The following is a 20,825-nucleotide window of genomic DNA, read 5'->3' as shown; positions in this document are numbered from 1 at the left end:
CTGCGCTTATGATAGGCTATCTTTATGAACCGAGATTTGCTGTCGGCAATGGTGGTCGAGCGTCTTTTGCAGGCATGGCCAAAGGCCGAAACGCTTTTGCGGCATGATAACTGTTATCAGCTTATGATTGCCGTCATCCTTTCTTCCAGAACCACAGATGCGCAGGTTAATGTTGTTACCGAGAAACTGTTTCGACGTTTTCCTGATGCGAAATCGCTTGCCGAGGCCGATGGGGAAGAGGTTGAGGACCTTATCCATTCGGTGGGCTTTTATCGTGTCAAGGCCCGTCACATTGTGGCAGCAGCCGCTGCTTTGCTTGAAAAATTCGATGGAAGCGTGCCGGAATCTATGGAAGAGCTGTTGATGATTCCGGGGCTGGGGCGGAAAGGTGCCAATGTAGTGTTGGGGGACTGTTTTGGCAAGCCTGCAATCATTGTTGATACTCACTTCGGAAGGGTTGTCAGACGTATCGGCCTTTCCGATAGCGAAAATCCAGCGATTGTTGAGAGAGAAGTCAAAAGCCTGATTCCCTCTGCCGACCAAACCGATTTTTCCATGGCTGCCAACCTGCACGGGCGCTATGTCTGCTTATCCAGGAATCCTCGATGTTCCGAATGTGTTGTACAAGATGTGTGCCGCTATTTCAGTGATCGGAATCGTTCGTCTGATGACCGCTAATGAGCGTTTCCCAGGAATCCCGACTCATCTGATTAGCAATAACTTCGTCTTCGATATACTGGGTCAAAGATCTGAACCTTGATGCAAGTTCTGGGGTGATGACATGCTCTATTTTACAGGCGATATCCTGGGCGCTATCTGCGGAAAGATTAAGCACCTTTCGTAAGAATCCGGCAAGGGCAAAGTGTCGATCCTGGATCGATTTGGCTACCTTCATCCCTTCTTCCGTCAGCCGTATGTAACTGTTTTTTTCATAGTGGACCAACCCTCTGCTGCGAAGAACCTTTAAGGCCCCGGACACCGAAGGCATTTGGACATTTAGCGCTTCCGCAATTTCTTTCACGCGGGCAACTCGATTACGTTTTTCCAGTATCAGGATGGCTTCGAGGTAGTCTTCCAAGCTGGCCGACAAATCACTATCATTGATCATAGTATAACACTATACTAAAGAGATTGCTTCAAGGCAACCTCTTCCTTGACTCGGCATATCTTCTCAACCATAATCGAAGGATGGACGAATTATCCGGTCAATTAAAAGAAAAGCTTGCAGCCCTTGCGGAAGAGTATATAAGGATGCTTCCCGAACGTTTCCGGGAAATTAGAGATGCTTTAGTGATGGCGGAAAGGGATGGCTCTGCCGGGAGCCTTCCTACACTTCGTCTTCTTGTCCATAAACTGGTCGGTTCTGGTGCTACTTTTGGTTTTAAAGAACTTTCTCGAAGTGGGAAGGTCCTGGAAAATCGATTGGAGAAACTTATCGAAAATGGAGAACCTCCGGAGCCGGAAGACTACTCCCGCCTTCGGGAGGCAGTAGCTGCCCTGGAGGGGCTCTGTGAAGAGGGCGAGCCTGAAGAACTGGAGGAGTTGGAAGCTCCTGATTTTTCGGAGTTACGTCAAGGTCCTGATTCGAAGAGCAATGGGGGAGGGAGCCTTTCCGAGAAGAAAATTATCCATCTTGTTGACCGTACAGGCGTGATTGCCTCCAATGTTGTCGAGCAGCTGGGCTATTACGGATATGAGGTTGAGGAGATTGATGATCTTTCGATTGTACGGAGGAAACTCGAATCGGGAGGTCGAAGGCTTCTTATTGTCAACACCGAGCATCTTCTTCACGACAAAGAGCTTTCGGCTGGTTTATCGGCCGTAAAACGGCATTACCGCAATAAGCTTGGTATCATCTTTGTTTCGGAACACGAAGATTTTATGACGCGCCTGCAGGCTGTACGGGCGGGCGGTGATGCTTTCTTTCTCCTGCCTCTGGATATCGGTCGTCTCGTGGATAAAATCGACAGTCTTGTCTCCAGGGTTGAGGCTGCTCCGTATCATATTCTTATTGTCGACGATGATCCCGAGCAGGTAGCCTACTATGCATTTCTTCTCCAGCAGGCAGGTATGGTAACCTCGGTTGCCAGTGATCCCATGAAGGTGCTGAGCATTCTGATCGAATCGAAACCTGAGTTGATTCTCATGGATATGTACATGCCCGGATGTAGTGGAATTGAACTAACCGCACTCCTTCGTCAGCATGAGGCGTTTGTCGGTGTGCCTATCGTCTTTCTTTCCTTTGAATCAAACAAAGAGAAGCAGATGGAAGCCATTTGCAGGGGCGGAGATGATTTTCTCACCAAACCTATTAATCCTGATTATCTGATCCAAGTTGTCAGTACCCGAGCCGAACGAAACAGGAATATTCGGTATTTTATGGAGCGGGATTCCCTCACGGGACTTTTGAATCATACGAATCTCAAGGAACATCTTTCCCGTGAGCTCCTCAGAGCCTCACGTTCGGAAACGTTCCTCACCTTTGCTATGATCGATGCCGACCATTTTAAACGGGTAAATGATACCTATGGCCATCTCACCGGAGATCGTGTCTTAAAGAATCTGGCGCGACTTCTGCTTGATCGTCTGAGACGTACCGATATTATCGGCCGTTACGGCGGCGAAGAGTTCGGTATTATCCTGTTGAATACAGATGTCACCGCCGCCGAGCACATCATGAATGAAATTAGGGAAAATTTCTCCCGGGTTATTCAACAATCCGAATCAAAACAGTTTTTTGTGACCTTTAGCTGTGGCATAGCTGGTTTTCCCGAATGTGCGGATGCATCGACACTCACTTTGGCTGCCGATAAGGCCCTGTACAGTGCCAAAGAAAACGGGCGCAACCGTGTGGTTGTCTATCATCATCAAGAGATCAAGGGATAAAGTGTCCAGGAAATCCCATCCTCATCGATCGTTTTGATGTCGAGAAGGGCGGGTTTCCATTTTGTAAGGGTCCCCCCTGTCGGAAAACAATTCTTTGCAAGTCTTAATGCTTCGTTTTTCTCTTTTTCCTTTTTCTGGGTGTTTCCCGGCAAGATGAGAATCACGGTCTCTATAGACGAAAGCGCTTGTGCTCCTGAAATTCCAGAAAGCAGCGACGAAAGTGCATTGCTTTCGTCTTCCCTCAGGGGCAGTCCCATGCTCCCGTCGGAAAAAGCTTTCGGTGTTGTGTAGTGCAGCAGACCGGGAAGAGCCGTACGGATTTCCTTCCCGATCGATCGCCCCTCTTCGCTACGGACTGGTCTTTCCTCTGAGAAATCGCTATGCTTGAGAAGAAACAGCGGCACCATTGGCGGGAAGAATCTGGCCTGAAAGAGACCGAGTTCCCGGTATAAGCGCGTCTGCAACGATGTGATTGCCGAAGATAGGGTGTCGTTTGGCAGTATGACCCCATACCGACCTGCGGGTATCGTTTCCATGCCGGAAAGCATGTCACAGGATCCCCGGTTGCGCAAGGAGGATATTTGATGGTACGCGATGTTGCCCAGGCTGCAAAAAAGCTTATTGAGCAGTTAAAGGTTATCTCAGGGATAGAGGCAATTACGCTTCATGAATCCGCGGAAATATCTCCCGATGATCCCTATTTCTACCTTAGTCTCGATGTATACTATCGAGGATCGCTTCCCGACCCCCAGATTCGAAAAGACATTTTTTCCGGTTTAGGGGCTTTCGAAAGTTCCGCCTATGCAATGAAGGACCGTTTTTTTATCGATACCCTGCCGGTTCGAATCGAATATAAATATATCGATTTTATCAATCGCCTTTTGAGGAGCCCTGATGAAAACCTTGCTGCCTTTCGCGATTCCGGTACCTATACCTTCTATCGTCTCCGCTACGGACGAATCATCTTCCAAGAAGGGGTTTGGCTTGATGAGGTCCGTGGCCAACTCGACCGGATCTCTGCTTCTTTCTGGACGCAACTGTCGGAGGCGCACCGTGCAAGGGCCGAACATCATCTTGCAGATCTCGGATCGGCGGTTGTAAGGGGTGATTCCCTTTTTTATGTCATCAGCCTTGCTGGCTTTATCCGAAGAATCTGCAGTTTCCTTCTTGCGGTAAACCATCGCTTCGAGCCATCACCCCGGCAGCTGGGAGAGCAGGTGCTTGCTCTTCCCATACTACCCGAGAACTTTCGCGGCCGCTTCGATTCGCTCATGCGGGACGATGTTGAGTTCGGACCGGAGCGGAAACGGGAAGTTGCGGAGCTGTTGACGAGAAGTATACTCCTGATGCATGGGTGAAATATGAAGCATACCTTATTGTTCTCTTTTGTTTTTATGGGATGTGTAGCACTGCTCGCCTCCTGTGGCGGATCCGTGAAATCGGTCGAGATTATCGGCACCGACGTGAACTTTCATCTTCGGGAACGGCCAAACCATTCGAGAGCGGAAGAAGGTCGGCTCTTTGTCTCTGAGAAGGGCTCTGTCACTCCTCGCTACTATATCAAGGGCGATACAAGCTTTTTCTCCGGTCGCGATTTTCTTGTCGACTATATCAGCCCCGGAATAGACCTGAGCCTTGAGGCCGGTGACTCGGCATTTGGCACCAAGGAGACTTTCGCGTTACCGCTTCCTCATACGCCGGAATCCTGGGAAACCACAGTACGTTTACCCATCACAATGGAAAGACTGCTGCAGTGGTTCAGGATAGGGGCAGGGAAGGCACCGGCATATTCCTCTTTTCTGCTCCGTGGAGTCGGCTCTGCAGATCCGACGGAACATCTTCTTGTGGTACGCTTTCCGGACTTTGAAAAGGAGACTTCCCAACGTTGGGAGGCCTCGCTTTATCCAACCTGTCGTGTCGATACAGGGGGCGCCGAACCGGGACAATGGAACCTCGAGTTTTATATCGGACAGGATGGAAGTAGCCTCTATCGGCATGAGCTTGAACTTGATTATCGTTTCGATGCAACGCTGGAAATGCCGGGACAGGCAGTGATACGGATTTTTCGGAATGAAGGGGAGTTTCGTGCCGATTACACGATTACCTTGCGCCCCGGCGAGCATGAGCTTTTTTTTCTCCCTGATTTTCCGTTGTCCGGCGATCTTCGGATTGAGCTTGAAGGCGAAAAGGGGCTTACCCCGCAGGCTCTCCGTATCAATCGACGGGCCCTGTGGACCGATAGCCGGTGGTCACCCATGCCTGCAGACATGGGTGAGGTCCTCGACCGTTCGGCCTCCACATGGCGACGAAGTGATTTTGAACTCTATTCATGGAACCTTTTTCCCCAGCTTCTAATTTTTGATTATCGGGACTATGCGGTTCAGTCGGCAATGTTGAAACGGCTTGCTTTTTTTGTCGAAAAAAAGGGCAGCGCCGGAGAACTCTTACCAAATGAGGCACTGGAAAAGCGCCACGGCTGGAATGCCCACGACTATCGTAGCGAGGACCTCGCTCGCTTTTTTACCGAGGCACAGCGCCAGAAATTCCCTCTAAACGACGAAGAATACATGCTGAGGGATATTTTGGAAGAGAACAACATCATTGCACCCGATGAAGCGGGTGGGTGGAAAGGTGTGGATGGGGGATTTCTTTCTCTTTCCAGGGAGTCTTCCGACCGGCTTCGTTATCTCTTTTTGGTCCATGAAGGGTATCACGGTCTTTTCTTCTCAAGTAAACCTTTTCGTGATCGGGTATTTTCCTATTGGGACACGCTTTCGACCGAAGAACAAGATTTTTGGCGTATCTTCCTTGATTGGAAGCGTTATAATGTCTTAGAAGACAATTATCTTTTGGTCAATGAATTTATGGCGTATCTTATGCAGCAGGATAGAAGTAGGGTCGATTCCTACTTTTTCAATCATACCATTCCGACATTGATAGCTGCCAAACCTGAAGAAAGAGAACGGCTGGAGCTTTTTGTCTCACAGCACCCCGATCACTTTCGCCGAAGTGCAGCGGCAATTGAATCGGCGGCTTTTGAAACGGCTGGGGTTCTTGCCGGGAATTTATTTGACACTCGTCGCGTGGAAAGAGAGTAAAATAGCACCTTTCCATGGCTTTACATGTTTTGTCGAATCTGCTATAGTGCCGATGCCTTTTTAGGGTGAATAATAAGTCGAGGTACGAAACGATGTCGCGGAGATGTGAAATTTGTGGAAAAGGAACGGTAGCCGGCCATAGCGTACCGCGAAAGGGTCAACCCAAGAAACAGGGGGGGGCCGGCCAGCATATCGGAGTCAGAACGAAACGCGTATTTAAGCCTAACCTGGTAAAGGTGAAGGCTCTTGTCGGAAACCAGAAGAAGACTATTACAGTCTGCACTCGCTGCCTGAAAAGCAACAAAGTTGTGAAGGCGTAAAGCAGGGCTTTTCTGTTTTAACCGACGAAGTGCAGATACCCGGAGCGCCTTTAAGGAGCTTCGGGTATTTTTTTTACTAGTATCTTATTACGACAAGGAGAAGAATATGAGCGGGTGGCTTGTACATCGGGTAGACGGCAGGGCATGCGGAAGCCGTGAAGGTATTAATCGTTTAAAGGAGATTCTCTCCGACGGCACAGATATGCGTTCTGTTGTCTCCGTTGCCTCAGAGAAAGATGTCACCGAGATCCTCATATCTTTGATACATCTGGCAATGGCCAGAAACGAACAACTGTGGGGCCGGATGGAGGAACTGCGGGAGAATCGTTTTTCCATGATCGATGAAATGGTGCCCTCCCTTTATCGTGATCAGTTCGATGAACGCCTGCGGCGTGATTTCCATGATCTTGAAGACATTATCAGGGCCGTATGGCTTGTCAGGGACTGTTCGGACAGAACCCGCTACTATATCAGTTCACTAGGAACCATATGGATTACGGCTGCGATTGCCGCACGCCTCAAGGCCGAGGGCTTATCTGTCCGTTATGGCAATGCGGAGGAGGTTTTGGTCATTCGCTACAGCGAATCCGGTCCGGAAGTGTGCTGGAGCGAGACCGAGCTGCGGTGGAAGAATTTTCTGGAAAAAGACAATTCCTTTGATGTCCTTGTTGTTCCCGGGGGACTTGCAACCCTCGAAAACGGGGGCGGGGCCTCTTTTCACTCCGACGGTGCGGAGATGACGGCAACGATTTTTGCCAATCTTGTAGAGGCCGAAGAGGTGCGGATTTGGACCTCCGTCGACGGGGTCATGAGTGCCGATCCCAATATGGTTCCGGGCTCAGAGGTGATTCCCGAACTTACCTACCAAGAAGCAACGGAACTCGCTTTTTTCGGAGCAGATATTCTGCATCCTCCTGCCATGACTCCTGCGATGATCAAGGATATTCCCATCTGCATTTCTCCTTTTACCCATCCCGATTTCCCGGGAACCAGAATATCGGGAACACCCACGAACGGTGCGGACCATCCCGTAAAAGGTTTCTCGATTATCTCGGATATCGCACTTTTGAATATTGAAGGGGCGGGGATGATCGGTGTTCCCGGAATTTCCGCCCGACTTTTTCGTGCCCTAAACGGAAAAGGAATCTCCGTTATTCTGATCAGCCAGGCCTCCAGCGAGCATTCGATTTGCTGTGCCGTTCCTTCCTCGCAGGGGGAAGAGGCGAAAGAGACTGCGACAGGGGCCTTTGCCTCCGAGCTCGCCACGTATCGAATCAACTCTATCGATATAGAAGGGGATTGTGCCATCCTTGCTGCGGTAGGGGATCAGATGTCCGGTATTCCCGGAATTGCCGCGAATTTCTTCGGTGCTCTTGGTAAGGCCGGTGTCAATGTACGAGCCATTGCACAAGGCTCATCGGAGCGAAACATCAGCGCGGTGATACGTCGTTCCGATTCGGCCAGGGCGCTTCGAGCCGTACATGCTGGCTTCTATCTTTCCCCCCAGAGTCTCAGTATCGGGATTATCGGGCCTGGACTGATCGGTGGAACCCTCATCAATCAGATTGCAGGTGAAAGTAAGGCGCTTCGTAAAGCCTTCAACCTCGATCTTCGGGTTCGGGGGATTACCGATAGCCGGAGGATGACTCTTGCCGAGCAGGGAATCGATATCGACGGCTGGAAAAAGACGCTTGAAGAGCATGCAGAAGAGGCTGATATCGATCGCTTCGTCGACCATGTTGCTGCAGACTATTTCCCTCATGCGGTGATCATCGACTGTACCTCCAGCGATGAACTTCCCAAACGTTATGCAGAGTGGTTGAATCGCGGAATTCATATCATCACCCCCAATAAAAAAGCCGGTACGGCACCATGGAATGAGTACACGAAAATGACGGAAATCGCCAATTGCCGTCGTCGCCACTTCTTATATGAAACGACCGTTGGTGCCGGTCTGCCTATTATTGGAACCTTGCGCGAGCTTATCCGTACCGGAGACAAGATAATAAGCATTGAAGGCGTTTTTTCAGGCACGCTGGCCTATCTTTTCTGGCGATTCGACGGTTCCTCGCCATTTAGCTCGTTGGTTGCCGAAGCGAAAAAGTTGGGTTATACCGAGCCGGATCCTCGGGATGATCTTTCGGGAATGGATATTGTTCGAAAAACGGTGATTCTTGCCCGAGAGGTCGGTTACCCCGTTGAGGTCGAGGATGTTCCGGTGAAAAGCCTGGTCCCTCCGCATCTTGTAGACGTTTCGGTTGCGGACTTCATGAAACGGCTGAGCGACATAGACGAGGAGATGGACAGCTTGCTTAAGGGTGCCCAGGCTGAGAACAAGATGCTCAAGTATGTCGGTTCCATCGACGAGTCGGGAAACTGCCGTGTCGAATTGAAGGGCTACCCGATGGATCATCCTTTTGCCCGTATCACGGGAAGCGATAACATCGTGGCTTTTACGACCGAACGATATCGTCAGCAGCCTCTTGTTATTCAGGGGCCTGGTGCAGGGCCTGAGGTAACGGCTGGAGGGGTGTTTGCCGATCTATTGCGCCTTGCCAGCTATCTTGGTGCTAAATTGTAGTTGCTGTTCCGGTACCACCACGATTCCGAACACTATTTTTTGTGAAAACTATTTGCCTCCTTCGTGTTCTGTTGTACAATGTTGTAAATTTCCAATAAAAAAAGGAGAGTGGAGATGAAAAAGGTATTACTCACGCTGACCGTGGGGCTGGTGCTTATGTCGGTTTTCTTTGCCGGCTGCCAGAAAAAGGAAGAGCCGGTTGCCGAAGTGCCCGCAGCGGAGTCGCAGGAAACACAGGCCGAACCCTTTAAGGCTGCTTTTGTTTATATAGGTGTTCCGGGAGATCTCGGCTATACCTATGAGCATGAAAGGGGACGAAAATATGTAGAGGCTCAGCTCGGGGATAAGGTTGAAACCACCTTTATCGAAAATGTGCCCGAAGGGCCTGATGCTGCAAGAATCATCCGTCAGTATGCTCAGAAGGGATACGACATGATCTTTGCCACCAGCTTTGGTTATATGGATTTCATGTATGAGGTTGCTCAGGAGTTCCCTGATGTCTATTTTGAGCACTGCTCCGGTTATAAAACTGCTGAGAACATGTCGACCTATTTCGGCCGAATGTATCAGGCTCGTTATCTTGCCGGACTGGTTGCCGGAAAGAGTTCCAAGAGTGGCAAAATCGGTTACGTAGGAGCCTTCCCTATTCCCGAAGTTATTCGTGGAATCAATGCCTTTACCATCGGTGCAAGAAAGGTTAATCCGAATGCTACCGTCAAGGTCGTTTGGACCAACACCTGGTACGACCCTGTAAAAGAACGGGAAGCCGCCGTTGCATTGCTTGACGATGGCTGTGATTTGATTACTCAGCACCAGGATACTACCGAACCTCAGAAGGCTGCCCAGGAACGGGGAATGGTTTCCATCGGTTACGACTCCGATATGGGTAAATTTGTTGGTGATTCTGTTCTTGTAAGTCCCATGTGGAATTGGGGACCCTATTATGCCGAAACCATAGAGCAGGCCATGGCTGGTGTCTGGAAGACTCACTCCTTCTGGGGTGGCTTGAAAGACGGCGTTGTTGAGCTTTCCGAGTTCAGCCCAAAGGTCACCGACGATGTTACATCCCTGGTCGATGAAGAGACCGCTAAGATCGAAGCCGGAGAATGGGATGTTTTCTGGGGACCTGTCAAGGCCCAGGATGGGAGTATGATGGTACCTGCCGGTGAGAAGATGAGTGATCCCGATATGCTCAACATGAGTGTGTTTGTGGACGGTGTTCTTGGGAAGACCGGTAATTAACGGCATATAGCCAATCAATTGTTCGAATCATCGGACCCGGCTTTTGCCGGGTCCTCTCATACCATATTCAAAGGTTGCACGAGATGGGAAGTGACGAAGTAGGGAAAGTCCCTATCCTTGAGATGAAGGGAATAACCAAGCGGTTCCCCGGAGTCGTGGCAAACGACCATGTTGATCTTGAACTCTACTGCGGAGAGGTTCTTGCCCTTCTCGGTGAAAACGGAGCGGGAAAGAGTTCACTCATGAATGTTCTTGCAGGACTCTATCGCCCCGATGAAGGTGAGATTTATATTCGCGGCAAGCGTGTTGATATCGAAAGCCCAAGGGATGCCATGGATTTGGGCATTGGGATGGTACACCAGAATTTTATGCTGGTAGATACGATGACCGTTGCCGAGAACATTATTCTTGGTCTCAAGAGTGTCGCGGCGATCCCTGATATGCGGAGTGTCCATCGCAAGATTCATGAAATTTCCGAACACTATTCTATGAAAGTTGATCCGGCTGCATATATTTGGCAGCTTTCGGTTGGCGAGCAGCAGCGGGTTGAGATCCTGAAGCAGATCTATCGGGGGGCAACCATCCTTATCCTTGATGAGCCGACTGCCGTGCTCACTCCTCAGGAGTCGGATGAATTAAACTGTGTCTTGCAACAGATGACCGGTGAGGGGCGTTCGGCCATTTTTATCACACACAAGATGGAAGAGGTGATTGACTTTTCCGATTGGGTACGGGTTCTTCAGAAGGGGCGGCTGGTTACGGTGAAGCGTACCTCCGAAACCAATCCTCAGGAGCTTGCAAGGCTCATGGTTGGTCGGGAGGTTCTTTTCCGAATTGAAAAAAAACATTATAGCCCCGGAGAGGTCGTTCTTGAACTTCGGGATATCCGCGCCGACGGCGAAAAGGGGCTTCCTGCTTTAACGGGCATTAATTTGGAAGTTCGGGCCGGTGAGATCATGGGGATCGCGGGTGTCGCGGGTAACGGTCAGCGTGAGCTTACGGAGGTCATAACCGGCCTTCACTCGTCTACCGGTGGAAAGGTATTTCTTGAAGGACGAGACATGACGGGACGTAGCCCCTTTGCCATGATTCAGGCGGGAGTAAGCCATATTCCTTCCGACCGCATCGCCATGGGAGTCGTGGGTGATATGAGTGTCGCCAATAACCTTGCCATGAAGGGATACCGTAAGCCCCCTCTTCTGAAGGGTGGTTTTCTTAATCCGAAAAGAATATTGCTGATGGCACGGAAAATGATAGACCTTTTCAAGATTTCGACTCCCGCGCCACAGACCCATGTGAAATTCCTCTCCGGCGGCAATATTCAAAAGACCATTTTGGCCCGAGAAATTGATGCTTGCGGAGGTCTTCTGGTTGCAGCTTATCCCAGTCGTGGGCTTGACGTCGGTGCGACCGAGGCCGTGCGTAACGAGATTGTTGCCCAGCGTGATAAAGGGAAAGGGGTCCTCATGGTTTCGGAAGACCTCGAAGAACTCCTCTCCGTTGCCGACAAGATTGCCGTATTGTTTGAAGGCCAGATAATGGGAATTGTTTCTTCCGAGGAGGCGGATACTGAAACGCTCGGTCTGATGATGGCCGGGGTTCCTCTTTCCAAGGTTGAAGAAGAGGCTGCGAAGCTCGCCGCCGCAACATGTGAACAGGAGTAGCCGCCATGAGAGTGGTTTTTGAAAAAAGAAAGTTCATGAGCCGCCGGGCGCTTATTCTTGTTCCGGTTGTGTCGTTTATCATCAGTCTTTTTCTTACCGGGATCCTTCTTATAATTTTCAGAACCAATCCTCTGAAAACCTACGCAGGGATGTTTGCCGGTGCCTTTGGTTCTTGGAGTAATTTCACCGAAACATTGGTCAAGGCGATTCCCCTTATGCTTACCGGTTTAGGGGTCTCCATAGCATTCCGACTTCGGTTTTGGAATATCGGGGCCGAGGGGCAGCTGACCTTCGGTGGCGTAGCAGCGGCATGGGTTGCCCTGTTCTGGTCTTCCTGGCTGCCTGCTCCTCTTCTGTTACCTGTGGCAATTATTGTGGGGGCCCTTGCCGGTGCCTTGTGGGCGGGAATTCCTGCGGGGCTTAAGGTCGGTTTGGGGGTGGATGAGACCCTTACCACTTTGATGCTCAATTATGTCGCGATCCTTTTTTCCGAGGGCTTATACTATGGACCGTGGCGGGATCCGAAGGGCTTTGGCTTCCCCGGTACGAGAATGTTTCCCGAGGCTGCCTGGTTACCTCGATTTTCCGGACGGGCCCATGCCGGTCTTTGGTTTGCCATTATTATCGGTCTCCTCCTTTGGGTCGTCATGAATCGTACTCGCTGGGGATTTGAACTAAAGATGATCGGCAAGAACCAAAAGGCTGCCCGCTGTCTTGGCGTCGGTATCGGGAGGAATATCCTCCTGGCACTCTTGCTTTCCGGGGCTCTTTCCGGGCTTGCGGGAGCCTGCGAAGTGACGGCGATCAGTCACCGTCTCCAGCAGGGACTTTCAATCGGTTATGGTTATACCGCCATCATTGTGGCCTGGCTGAGCCAACTCAACCCGATTGCTTCATTATTTGTGGGGCTCCTCATGGCCGCACTTTTGGTTGGGGGTGATCAGGTTCAGATGACTATGGGGCTTCCCTCTGCCATGGGCCTGGTCCTCCAGGGGATGATTCTCTTCCCCATGCTGGCGGGTAGTCTCTTTACCGAATATCGATTGAAAGTGATAAAGCCGGAAAAGGAGGGGGTATAATGATTCTTCTTGTAACTTCAATTCTTGCCATAACCCTTAGGGCCGGAACTAGCTTGGTTTACGCAACCATCGGCGAAATCTATACCGAGCGGTCGGGGATCCTCAACCTCGGAATTGAGGGAATGATGCTGATGGGGGCAGTTACGGCCTTCTCTGTTTCTTATCACAGCGGAAACCTGTTGCTTGCTGTTTTCGCGGCCATGAGTGTGGGAGCGGTCCTTGCCGCCCTGCATGCCTTTCTTTCCATAACCATGCGTGCAAATCAAGTCGTCAGCGGCCTCTCCATTACCATCTTCGGCAGCGGCTTTGCAAGTTTTTTGGGACAGCGACTTGGTCCTGAGAGCAATGGGTATTATCTTGCAGGACTCGTTGCTCCTCGTTTCCATTCGATTGCCATTCCCGGCCTTTCTCGGCTTCCGATTATTGGAGCCGTTTTCGACCAGGATCTGCTCACCTATGTGGTCTTCCTATTGATTCCCGTCGCCTGGTTTTTTCTTTACAAGACTCGCTACGGATTGAATCTCAGGGCTGTGGGAGAAAATCCTCAGACTGCCGACGCCATGGGTGTGAATGTTTCGAAGATACGTTACGTGTATACCATACTCGGAGGCATGCTGGTAGGCCTTGGAGGTGCTCATCTTTCACTCAGCTATACTCCTGGCTGGACCGAAAATATCACCGGTGGAAGGGGATGGATTGTCATTGCTTTGGTTATTTTTTCCATGTGGAATCCGGGAAGGGCGATACTTGGAGCGATTATCTTCGGAGGCATCAATGCCGTCCAGTTTCGTTTGCAGGCCTCGGGTACCACCATCCCTGCTGCCTACCTCAACATGGCTCCTTATCTTGCAACGGTTATCGTCCTCGTTATAATGACCTGGTGGGAGACTCACAACAGGAAGGTCGGTTCTCCTGCGGCTCTTGGTGTTAGCTATATGCGTGAAGATAAATAATCGTACCTACCAAGCTATTTCCATGTTTTGATATAGCACCGGCGGCGTATATGCTGCCGGTGTTCAAAATTGTTCATCAAAGTGACGATATTCGAATTGTTTTCCAGCTCTCCGCAGGTTTGTACTCTTGTAATTCCGTAATCGATGCACTCCCTGTAGAGTTCAGTCATGAGAATCGAGGTAAGCCCCTTCACCTGGTAATCGGGTCTGATCCCCAGAAGATAAAATACAAGTTCCGTCGGTTTACGAAGGGTATGCAGAAGCGCAAGGGCACCGAAGGGAAAGAGCCTTCCTTTATGCTTGATCAGCGTCGATGATAGTCGGGGAATGGCAATGGCAAAGGCTATGACCTCATCCTTTTCATTCAGAATGATTTTGACGAAGTCCGGGTTTACAAAGCCGACATACTGTCTTACATACGCATCAATCTGTTCATCATTTAATTCGACCACACCGTAGAGCTGTGCGTACGATCTGTTTATGACCTCGAAGATCCCTCTGGCGTAGGGCAAAAAGTCCTTTCGCCTTTTTGCTTGAACCATGCGCAGTTCATTTCGTTCAAGCACCACTTTTGTAAGTCGTGTAAATTTGGGACCGATCTCCTTCGGGACGGGAATTTCGAACTGCAACCAATCTATATCTTTATGGTATCCAAGGGCTTCGATATGCCTGGGATAGTAGTCGTAGTTGTAGATCATGGGGAGCGTTCCCTCTTCCTCAAAACCCTGAGTGAGAAGCCCCTCGGGATCAAGATCGGTAAAGCCGAGAGGGCCGTGAATTCCCTCCATCCCTTGCTCTTCGGCCCATGATTCGACTGCTGCAAAGAGTGCCTGCGATACCTCCGGATCATCAATGAAATCAACCCAACCGAAGCGGATGTAGCGGTGTTTCCACTTTTCGATGAAGCGATCGTTTTTGATGGCGGCAATTCTACCGACGGTTTTTCCCTCTTTCTTGGCGAGGAAAAATCTGCTTTCGCAATAGCTGTAGGCTGCATTTCTCTTCCAGTGAAGGGTGTTCCATTCATCGAAAAAGAGGGGGGGGACCCAGCAAGGATGGTTGCGATATAGGGTAAAAGGAAATCTGATAAACTCTTTTAGCATTTTGTTATTAGTTGCCTGAATGATGTCGACCATCTGGCGTACTCCTTGATGCTCTACAGTGGTGATCAGTATGCACCCGAATCTTATCGAGTGTCCAGGTTTTCATACTGTACGAAAGGATGGGTAGGAGAAAATCGTGGGAGAAATCGGATCTTGATTAATGGTTTTAGCGAGGATACTCTAGGGCATGCTTATCAAACGGATAGAACTTTTGACCGGGAGGATTCCTCTTGAGGTTCCTTTTAGGATTGCTACCATGGAGGTTCGGGATACCGAATCCCTTTTTGTTCGCATAAGCGACAGCGAAGGAAATACCGGTACGGGGGAAGGAAATCCTTTTCGTTCAATTGTCGGCGAGACCATAGGGACGGTATTTGCCGCTGCCGAAGCCCTTGCTCCTTTGCTCCTCGGCAAAAATGCTTTTGCATTTCACGAACATGCGAAAACAATGGAGGACTTTCTCCCCAATAATGTCACGTCAAGGAGCGCTTTTGATATTGCACTCTGGGATCTTGCTGCAAGGCGGGCTTGCATGCCGCTCTATGCCTTTCTCGGGGGCTCTCGGCGGGCTTTGATAAGTGATAATACCATTGGTCTGTTCTCTCCTGAGGTGATGGCGGAGCGGGCTCGTTCTTTTGTCCGGAAGGGATATAATGCCGTTAAGATAAAGCTTGGGACCGATGCGTCTTTGGACATTGAGCGGGTCAGGGCAATTCGTAAGGCCGTTGGATCTGAGGTTCTTCTCCGTGTCGATGCAAATCAGGGATGGAGTTTCCCCGATGCCGTAAAGGTTTTAACCGCGATAGAAAAGTGGAATATTGAGTACTGTGAGCAGCCCCTTCCCGCCGATCGTTTCGATCAGCTTCGAGAGCTGCGTCGTCGTACCTCGATACCCATCATGGCCGATGAATCCCTCTTTTCCGTCTCAGATGCCCTGCGTTTGATAAAGGAGGAGAGTTGTGATCTGTTCAATATCAAGCTTTCAAAATCGGCGGGTATTACCGGCGCCCTGGCCATTGCCTCTCTTGCCGAGGCCTCGGGTATCGAGTGTATGATAGGCTGTATGAGCGAAAGCAGAATCTACCAGAGTGCAGCCGCCCATCTTGCATCGGCGCGGCCGATTTTTCGTTATGCGGACCTCGATGGCCCCCTTATGCACACCATCGACCCTGTTATCGGTGGCGCCGTGTACGAGGGCGCCACCATTACTCCGGGAGATGCGCCCGGACACGGGGCAGTCCTCGACGAGAAGGCGATTGCAATCGATCGTCGTTTGGTTTTAGAATAAGTCATGCGCCATGCCAAGGTTATCAGAACACTGTTGTTATCTTTCTTGCTGCCGGTGATCGTTGATCTTGCATCTGCGAATGAAATTAATCGTTTGATTCTCGTACCGGCAATGAAACTGGTCGGGTCTTCCTATGTCATGGGGGCTACCGGTCCCGATAAATTCGATTGTTCCGGTTTCGTTACCTACCTCTATAAACCCTATTTGGAGAACCTTCCCAGGGTCAGCAGGGATATGGCCCGTTTGGGCCGTACCGTGCAGCGACAATCACTGCTTCCCGGTGATCTTGTCTTTTTCGCTACCGGCTCTTCTGCAGGGCAGGTGACACACGTGGCTGTGTATCTGGGGCAAGGCTCTCTGATTCATGCGATTTCGAACGGCCCCAACCGGGGCGTCGCAATAACAAGCCTCGGTTCCCGCTATTGGAACAATCATTACTACACGAGCAGAAGAGTGCTTGATGATCGGTTCTACCGTGAGACCGGTGGATCGCAATCGGAAACTGCTGCTGCCCAGGTGGTTGAGCGAGATTACGCCAAGGGAGCGTATAGGGGTAACCTGAATCAGGGAGAACCCGAAGGGGAAGGCCTTATACATCTTTCCAACGGTGATTCTTATCGTGGTGATTTTCATGGAGGATTTCCCGACGGCAAGGGAGAGTATCTCTGGAAGAATGGTGATCGCTATCAAGGTGCCTTTCAGGCTGGGACCTTTCACGGAGAAGGGACTATCTTGTTTCATGACGGTTCAACCCTGAGCGCCCTCTGGAATCGGGGAAGAATCGTTTCCATTACAAGGTCCATTGGCGAAGGGTCGGCTGCCCGGATCCGCCCCGGGACCCTGTGTAAGAGCTATTATCAGGTGGAGGATTCTCCCTGGGATAGCTTCAACGGGGTTGTGGAAGGGGACTTCGCCCTCTGGCGGCAGAACGATAAGGATCAGTTCGAAAAATGGAAACGGGAAAACCAGCCGGGTAGATAAGCCCCTTCCAGGGCCCTCGAGAAACCTTCTTTAGGCTTCCTTCGGCAAAAAGGGCGGTGATGAGTGAATGGGCCTCTTCCGTTGTGATGTTCGGGAAGCGGATTGCAGCCATGGTCGCTCCCTCTTTTTCCTTCCAGCGCAGGGGCATTGCCCTGAAAAGGGTGAGCAGCTCTCGGCGTCCGCGTGCCTCTTGCTGGACACTGCTGTCGCAAACGTCACAGCCGCCGCATTCCTTGATCTGTGCGTCGAGGAGCTTCAGGAGCGCTTCCCGTCGGCAACGATTCGCATCGGTGAAGCAGGCAAGCAGGGCCTCATAGCGTTGGTCGCCGTGGTCCGGGTGAAGATCATCAGGGGAGAGTAGTACCACCGACCAGGCTGGCTTTCTGTCTCTTCCCGCCCGTCCCGATTCCTGCAGGAAGGCTTCAACCGAGGGAGATGGTCGGTGATGGATGACGGTCCTGATATTTGCTTTGTCGACACCCATGCCGTATGCTGTCGTGGCTACAAGAATCCCCCTTATACTTGTAAAAAACCAGTCGGCACATAGCTCTTTTTCTTCTCGCTCGAGCCCTGCATGGTAAAAGCGAATTGAGTCCTCTTCCAGCTTGTATCGGAGTTCTCTTGCCATCCGTTCGGTTTCCTTGCGTGTCCTGCAGAATATGACCGCTGGCCTCGGCATCGGGGAGACAAAAGGAGTAGGGGCTTCTCCCCGATGGTTTTCCGTCTTGCCCATTCCGTCGGCAAGCAAGGCTGCGATGTCGGCACTCTTATTGAGGCTTGGAATGACCCGGTAGTGGATATTGGGTCTATCGGGAAGTGCGGTGACAAGGTTCGGGGGATCTCCGTGAAAGAGCAGACGTGAGACTCCCTCGATGATGCGCTCTCCTGCGGTGGCGGTAAATGCGGTGATCTGAGTGATTGGAAGCCTTTCGGCAAGTCCCCCGATTTTTAGAAGGGCCGGACGAAAACTCTCTCCCCATTCGGGGAGGGTATGTACCTCATCCACGACCAGATGAATCCTTTCGACGGTTGAAAGGAGCTCCATAAGCCTTTGAGATTCCAGCATTTCAGGGTTTGTCAAAATCGCAGCTACCTTTTCCTGCTCTATGCTGCGGAATATCTTTTGCCGTTCTTCACGGCTTTGTCCTCCCCGTATCAGGACGACGGGAATACCGGCATTGTCGAACCGGCGCTTCTGATCGGACATGAGAGAAAGGAGGGGAAAGACCACCAGGGTAAGGGGCTTCATGAGGAGGCAAGGCAACATGAAACAGATGCTTTTGCCCATGCCAGTGGGAAGAATTACCAACTGATGTTTAGGAGCATCCTCTGCCTCTTCTTCACCGTAAAAACCGGCGGCACTGAGAATATTCGCTATGACAATTCTTTGCTGGGGATAAAGTGATTCGATTCCGAAATGTTCTTTTGCACATTGTGCGATGATATCCTTTACCACGTTTTACCTCTTTCTCAATAGATAAGGGGCAGATCGACACACTTTGTTCATATTTTTATGATATCTTACCAATATGAATGGACATACACAGCGAATTCTTGTTGTCGACGATGAGAAGGAGCTTGCCAAGATGATTTGCGATTATCTTTCGGCCATGGGCTTTACTAGCGAAAGCGCCTCTGATGGTCCCCGGGCACTGCGTCTTATTGGGGAAAAGGAGTGGGATCTTCTGGTCCTCGATGTCATGATGCCGGGGCTCGACGGTTTCGATGTTGCCCGTAAGGTTCGGGCCGATCGGGGGCTTCCCATCATCTTTCTCACGGCCAGAGCCGAAGAATCGGATCGGATACTTGGTTTCGAGATTGGTGGAGACGACTATGTTACCAAGCCTTTTAGTATGAAGGAACTTGCCGCCAGGATACGGGCCGTCTTGCGCCGCTCGGCTTCTGGGGAGAAAGAGCCTGAGGCAGATACGGAGATCATCCGCGGAGCCCTTCGGCTGAATCCGGTAAGCATGAAAGTAAGGCTTGGCAATGATCCGGTGGCCCTTACGCCGGGGCAATTTGCCATTTTGAAACAGCTTGTTTCCTACCCCGATCGGGTTTTTACACGAAACGAACTCCTTCAGGAGGTTTCCGGAGATTATACCGGGGTCTATGAGCGGACCATAGATGTCCATATCAAGAACATCAGAAAGGCCATTGAGGATGATCCTTCACATCCCCGTTATATCGAGACAATACACGGGATCGGTTATCGCTTTACGGTCCCTCCGGGAGAGGATGATGCGTAGTCGTTCCCTCTGGAAGATGCTGACCCTTGCATTCTCCTTTGTGCTCCTTTTTGCCTTTCTTATGGTCTGGATCACGGTCCAGCAGCGGATTCGTATCGAATTCTCTCATCTTGTAGATCGTGGTGATCGGGAATTTGCCCGGAGTTTGGCAATGGCCCTTGCAAATCGAAACAGGGATGAGCTGGAGTTCGCTCCCTTTTCTCCCGATCACCATATGCATCCGATGATGGGGCAGGGAGGAATGGGCGATAGAGAACCTCCTATGCCTCCGAGACAGCGAATCGTCATTGTCGACAGAGAGGGCAGGATTATTTTTCATACGCTTCCCGATATCACCGAGGATATACGTGAGGCCCTTCGGAAACGAGAAGGGGTATCGATTTTGGTAGGAAACGATAAAATTGGAGAGGTCTTTGTCGGATCGATGCTTGGCACTCAGCTGCTTCCCTATCAAAAGCGTTTTCTCGGCGGAGTTGCCAGGGCCCTCCTTCTCTCGGCCCTCTTTTCCGCGTTTGTAGCGATCGCCGCGGTTATTTTTATCACCTACCGCATTATCAGACCCATCGGCGAGTTACAGCAGGCCGCACAAAAGATTGGCGAGGGTGATCTTTCGGTCAGACTGCCATCTTCGGCCGGAAGAGCCGCGGAGTTTGACCAGCTTGTGGTGCAATTCAACCAGATGGCGGCGAATTTGCGGAGAAGCGAGGAGCGCCAGCGACAACTCATTGCCGATGTAAGCCATGAACTGCGAACTCCCGTGGCGCTGTTGAAGTCCCGTATGGAGATGGTCTCGGACGGGGTTTACCATCTTGACGATCGGCAGCTTAATGCCCTCCTGTCGGATGTCGACCGCCTGAGTTCTTTGATTGAAGAGCTGCGGGCGATCAGCAGCATGGAACGCCTTTTCGACCGGCTGTCTCTTAAAAAAAGCGATCCTGTGGCCCTCTGTCTGCGTGCCAAGGACCGTTTTCAACCGGCGGCCAGAGAACGATCGGTGCAGATTGTTTTCGACAGTTCTCTTCGGGAAGGGACCACAATTATGATCGATGCGGTAAAGATCGATAGGGCACTTGATAACTTAATTTCAAACGCCCTTCGTTTTTCTCCTCCCGATTCAACCATCACCATGGGCCTTGTAAAGGGAGATGGTGGATATGAATTTTCCATTCGAGATGAAGGCCCGGGAATTGCAGAAGAGGAGCGAAAGCGGGTTTTTGAACGCTTTTATCGGGGCACGGGTTCGGAGGAGAATCCGGGAGGACGGGGGCTTGGCTTGGCCATCGTTAAGAGCGCCGTAGAGTTACACGGAGGCCGTGTAGGCCTCTATCCGTCGGAAGCGGGAGCTCACTTCTACTTTTTCCTTCCTGTATGATGCTTTCCC

General features: G+C 50.9%; 18 protein-coding genes. 14 read left to right on the top strand and 4 right to left on the bottom strand.

Annotation, left to right across the window (positions count from 1 at the left end; all coding sequences use genetic code 11):
* Positions 1-24 precede the first annotated feature (24 nt).
* Positions 25-678, top strand: coding sequence for an endonuclease III (nth, locus tag SPIRS_RS14020; protein ID WP_013255342.1), 654 nt, complete (start codon positions 25-27; stop codon positions 676-678).
* Here nth and SPIRS_RS14015 read toward each other — a convergent pair.
* On the bottom strand, positions 644-1,108 hold the full coding sequence (locus SPIRS_RS14015; protein WP_013255341.1) for a metal-dependent transcriptional regulator: 465 nt from the start codon (positions 1,106-1,108) through the stop codon (positions 644-646). The two genes, nth and SPIRS_RS14015, sit on opposite strands and share 35 nt — an antisense overlap.
* Before the next feature lie 80 nt (positions 1,109-1,188).
* Here SPIRS_RS14015 and SPIRS_RS14010 point away from each other — a divergent pair, with 80 nt between their 5' ends.
* Entirely contained in the window at positions 1,189-2,886 is a 1,698-nt protein-coding gene (locus SPIRS_RS14010; protein WP_013255340.1) for a diguanylate cyclase, read from the top strand.
* Here SPIRS_RS14010 and SPIRS_RS14005 read toward each other — a convergent pair.
* A complete protein-coding gene (locus SPIRS_RS14005; protein ID WP_013255339.1) occupies positions 2,868-3,434 on the bottom strand; it encodes a hypothetical protein in 567 nt (188 codons plus the stop codon). The genes SPIRS_RS14010 and SPIRS_RS14005 overlap by 19 nt on opposite strands.
* 36 nt (positions 3,435-3,470) lie before the next feature.
* On the opposite strand from SPIRS_RS14005, the gene SPIRS_RS14000 reads away from it, so the two are divergent.
* The 8 genes from SPIRS_RS14000 (at position 3,471) to SPIRS_RS13965 (ending at position 13,823) form a co-directional block, all read left to right on the top strand.
* The gene (locus SPIRS_RS14000) at positions 3,471-4,244 is read left to right on the top strand and encodes a hypothetical protein (RefSeq protein ID WP_013255338.1); all 774 of its coding nucleotides are present in this window, start codon (positions 3,471-3,473) and stop codon (positions 4,242-4,244) included.
* 3 nt (positions 4,245-4,247) lie between these two features.
* Entirely contained in the window at positions 4,248-5,984 is a 1,737-nt protein-coding gene (locus SPIRS_RS13995; RefSeq protein WP_013255337.1) for a hypothetical protein, read from the top strand.
* A 92-nt stretch (positions 5,985-6,076) separates the two neighbouring features.
* The gene (gene rpmB, locus SPIRS_RS13990) at positions 6,077-6,304 is read left to right on the top strand and encodes a 50S ribosomal protein L28 (RefSeq protein WP_013255336.1); all 228 of its coding nucleotides are present in this window, start codon (positions 6,077-6,079) and stop codon (positions 6,302-6,304) included.
* 106 nt (positions 6,305-6,410) lie between these two features.
* Positions 6,411-8,885, top strand: coding sequence for a bifunctional aspartate kinase/homoserine dehydrogenase I (gene thrA / locus SPIRS_RS13985; protein ID WP_013255335.1), 2,475 nt, complete (start codon positions 6,411-6,413; stop codon positions 8,883-8,885).
* A gap of 114 nt (positions 8,886-8,999) precedes the next feature.
* A complete protein-coding gene (locus tag SPIRS_RS13980) occupies positions 9,000-10,127 on the top strand; it encodes a BMP family ABC transporter substrate-binding protein (protein WP_013255334.1) in 1,128 nt (375 codons plus the stop codon).
* Positions 10,128-10,210: 83 nt separating this feature from the next.
* Positions 10,211-11,791 (top strand): ABC transporter ATP-binding protein, encoded by a 1,581-nt coding sequence (locus tag SPIRS_RS13975; RefSeq protein ID WP_013255333.1) that lies wholly within the window; start codon positions 10,211-10,213, stop codon positions 11,789-11,791.
* Between the two features lie 5 nt (positions 11,792-11,796).
* The gene (locus SPIRS_RS13970) at positions 11,797-12,870 is read left to right on the top strand and encodes an ABC transporter permease (protein WP_013255332.1); all 1,074 of its coding nucleotides are present in this window, start codon (positions 11,797-11,799) and stop codon (positions 12,868-12,870) included.
* The gene (locus SPIRS_RS13965; protein WP_013255331.1) at positions 12,870-13,823 is read left to right on the top strand and encodes an ABC transporter permease; all 954 of its coding nucleotides are present in this window, start codon (positions 12,870-12,872) and stop codon (positions 13,821-13,823) included. The genes SPIRS_RS13970 and SPIRS_RS13965 overlap by 1 nt, the downstream gene beginning before the upstream one ends.
* A gap of 14 nt (positions 13,824-13,837) precedes the next feature.
* Here SPIRS_RS13965 and SPIRS_RS13960 read toward each other — a convergent pair whose 3' ends face one another.
* A complete protein-coding gene (locus tag SPIRS_RS13960; protein WP_013255330.1) occupies positions 13,838-14,959 on the bottom strand; it encodes a GNAT family N-acetyltransferase in 1,122 nt (373 codons plus the stop codon).
* A gap of 154 nt (positions 14,960-15,113) precedes the next feature.
* On the opposite strand from SPIRS_RS13960, the gene SPIRS_RS13955 reads away from it, so the two are divergent.
* Together SPIRS_RS13955 and SPIRS_RS22170 are read left to right on the top strand one after the other, a co-directional pair.
* Positions 15,114-16,214 carry a mandelate racemase/muconate lactonizing enzyme family protein gene (locus SPIRS_RS13955; RefSeq protein ID WP_013255329.1) on the top strand — a complete coding sequence of 367 codons (1,101 nt, stop codon included), beginning with the start codon at positions 15,114-15,116 and terminating at the stop codon, positions 16,212-16,214.
* 3 nt (positions 16,215-16,217) lie between these two features.
* Positions 16,218-17,195: a C40 family peptidase gene (locus SPIRS_RS22170; protein WP_013255328.1), complete on the top strand. Its 978-nt coding sequence runs from the start codon at positions 16,218-16,220 to the stop codon at positions 17,193-17,195.
* Here SPIRS_RS22170 and SPIRS_RS13940 read toward each other — a convergent pair.
* Positions 17,101-18,651, bottom strand: coding sequence for a RecQ family ATP-dependent DNA helicase (locus SPIRS_RS13940; RefSeq protein WP_013255327.1), 1,551 nt, complete (start codon positions 18,649-18,651; stop codon positions 17,101-17,103). The genes SPIRS_RS22170 and SPIRS_RS13940 overlap by 95 nt on opposite strands.
* Before the next feature lie 73 nt (positions 18,652-18,724).
* Between SPIRS_RS13940 and SPIRS_RS13935 the strand changes: the two genes are divergently transcribed.
* Complete coding sequence (locus SPIRS_RS13935) at positions 18,725-19,444, top strand: response regulator transcription factor (RefSeq protein WP_013255326.1); 720 nt, start codon at positions 18,725-18,727, stop codon at positions 19,442-19,444.
* Positions 19,434-20,816, top strand: a complete 1,383-nt coding sequence (locus tag SPIRS_RS13930) for a sensor histidine kinase (protein WP_245537596.1) — start codon at positions 19,434-19,436, stop codon at positions 20,814-20,816. The genes SPIRS_RS13935 and SPIRS_RS13930 overlap by 11 nt, the downstream gene beginning before the upstream one ends.
* The last annotated feature ends 9 nt before the right edge of the window (positions 20,817-20,825 follow it).

This window comes from Sediminispirochaeta smaragdinae DSM 11293 (assembly GCF_000143985.1).
GTDB classification, from domain to species: Bacteria; Spirochaetota; Spirochaetia; order DSM-16054; family Sediminispirochaetaceae; genus Sediminispirochaeta; species Sediminispirochaeta smaragdinae.
This window is presented reverse-complemented; position numbering and strand designations above follow the sequence as displayed.

Coding starts and splice junctions, on each gene's coding strand:
- nth (WP_013255342.1), top strand. CDS start 25: ATGAACCGAGATTTGCTGTCGGCAATGGTGGTCGAGCGTCTTTTGCAG.
- SPIRS_RS14015 (WP_013255341.1), bottom strand. CDS start 1,108: ATGATCAATGATAGTGATTTGTCGGCCAGCTTGGAAGACTACCTCGAA.
- SPIRS_RS14010 (WP_013255340.1), top strand. CDS start 1,189: ATGGACGAATTATCCGGTCAATTAAAAGAAAAGCTTGCAGCCCTTGCG.
- SPIRS_RS14005 (WP_013255339.1), bottom strand. CDS start 3,434: ATGCTTTCCGGCATGGAAACGATACCCGCAGGTCGGTATGGGGTCATA.
- SPIRS_RS14000 (WP_013255338.1), top strand. CDS start 3,471: ATGGTACGCGATGTTGCCCAGGCTGCAAAAAAGCTTATTGAGCAGTTA.
- SPIRS_RS13995 (WP_013255337.1), top strand. CDS start 4,248: ATGAAGCATACCTTATTGTTCTCTTTTGTTTTTATGGGATGTGTAGCA.
- rpmB (WP_013255336.1), top strand. CDS start 6,077: ATGTCGCGGAGATGTGAAATTTGTGGAAAAGGAACGGTAGCCGGCCAT.
- thrA (WP_013255335.1), top strand. CDS start 6,411: ATGAGCGGGTGGCTTGTACATCGGGTAGACGGCAGGGCATGCGGAAGC.
- SPIRS_RS13980 (WP_013255334.1), top strand. CDS start 9,000: ATGAAAAAGGTATTACTCACGCTGACCGTGGGGCTGGTGCTTATGTCG.
- SPIRS_RS13975 (WP_013255333.1), top strand. CDS start 10,211: ATGGGAAGTGACGAAGTAGGGAAAGTCCCTATCCTTGAGATGAAGGGA.
- SPIRS_RS13970 (WP_013255332.1), top strand. CDS start 11,797: ATGAGAGTGGTTTTTGAAAAAAGAAAGTTCATGAGCCGCCGGGCGCTT.
- SPIRS_RS13965 (WP_013255331.1), top strand. CDS start 12,870: ATGATTCTTCTTGTAACTTCAATTCTTGCCATAACCCTTAGGGCCGGA.
- SPIRS_RS13960 (WP_013255330.1), bottom strand. CDS start 14,959: ATGGTCGACATCATTCAGGCAACTAATAACAAAATGCTAAAAGAGTTT.
- SPIRS_RS13955 (WP_013255329.1), top strand. CDS start 15,114: ATGCTTATCAAACGGATAGAACTTTTGACCGGGAGGATTCCTCTTGAG.
- SPIRS_RS22170 (WP_013255328.1), top strand. CDS start 16,218: ATGCGCCATGCCAAGGTTATCAGAACACTGTTGTTATCTTTCTTGCTG.
- SPIRS_RS13935 (WP_013255326.1), top strand. CDS start 18,725: ATGAATGGACATACACAGCGAATTCTTGTTGTCGACGATGAGAAGGAG.
- SPIRS_RS13930 (WP_245537596.1), top strand. CDS start 19,434: ATGATGCGTAGTCGTTCCCTCTGGAAGATGCTGACCCTTGCATTCTCC.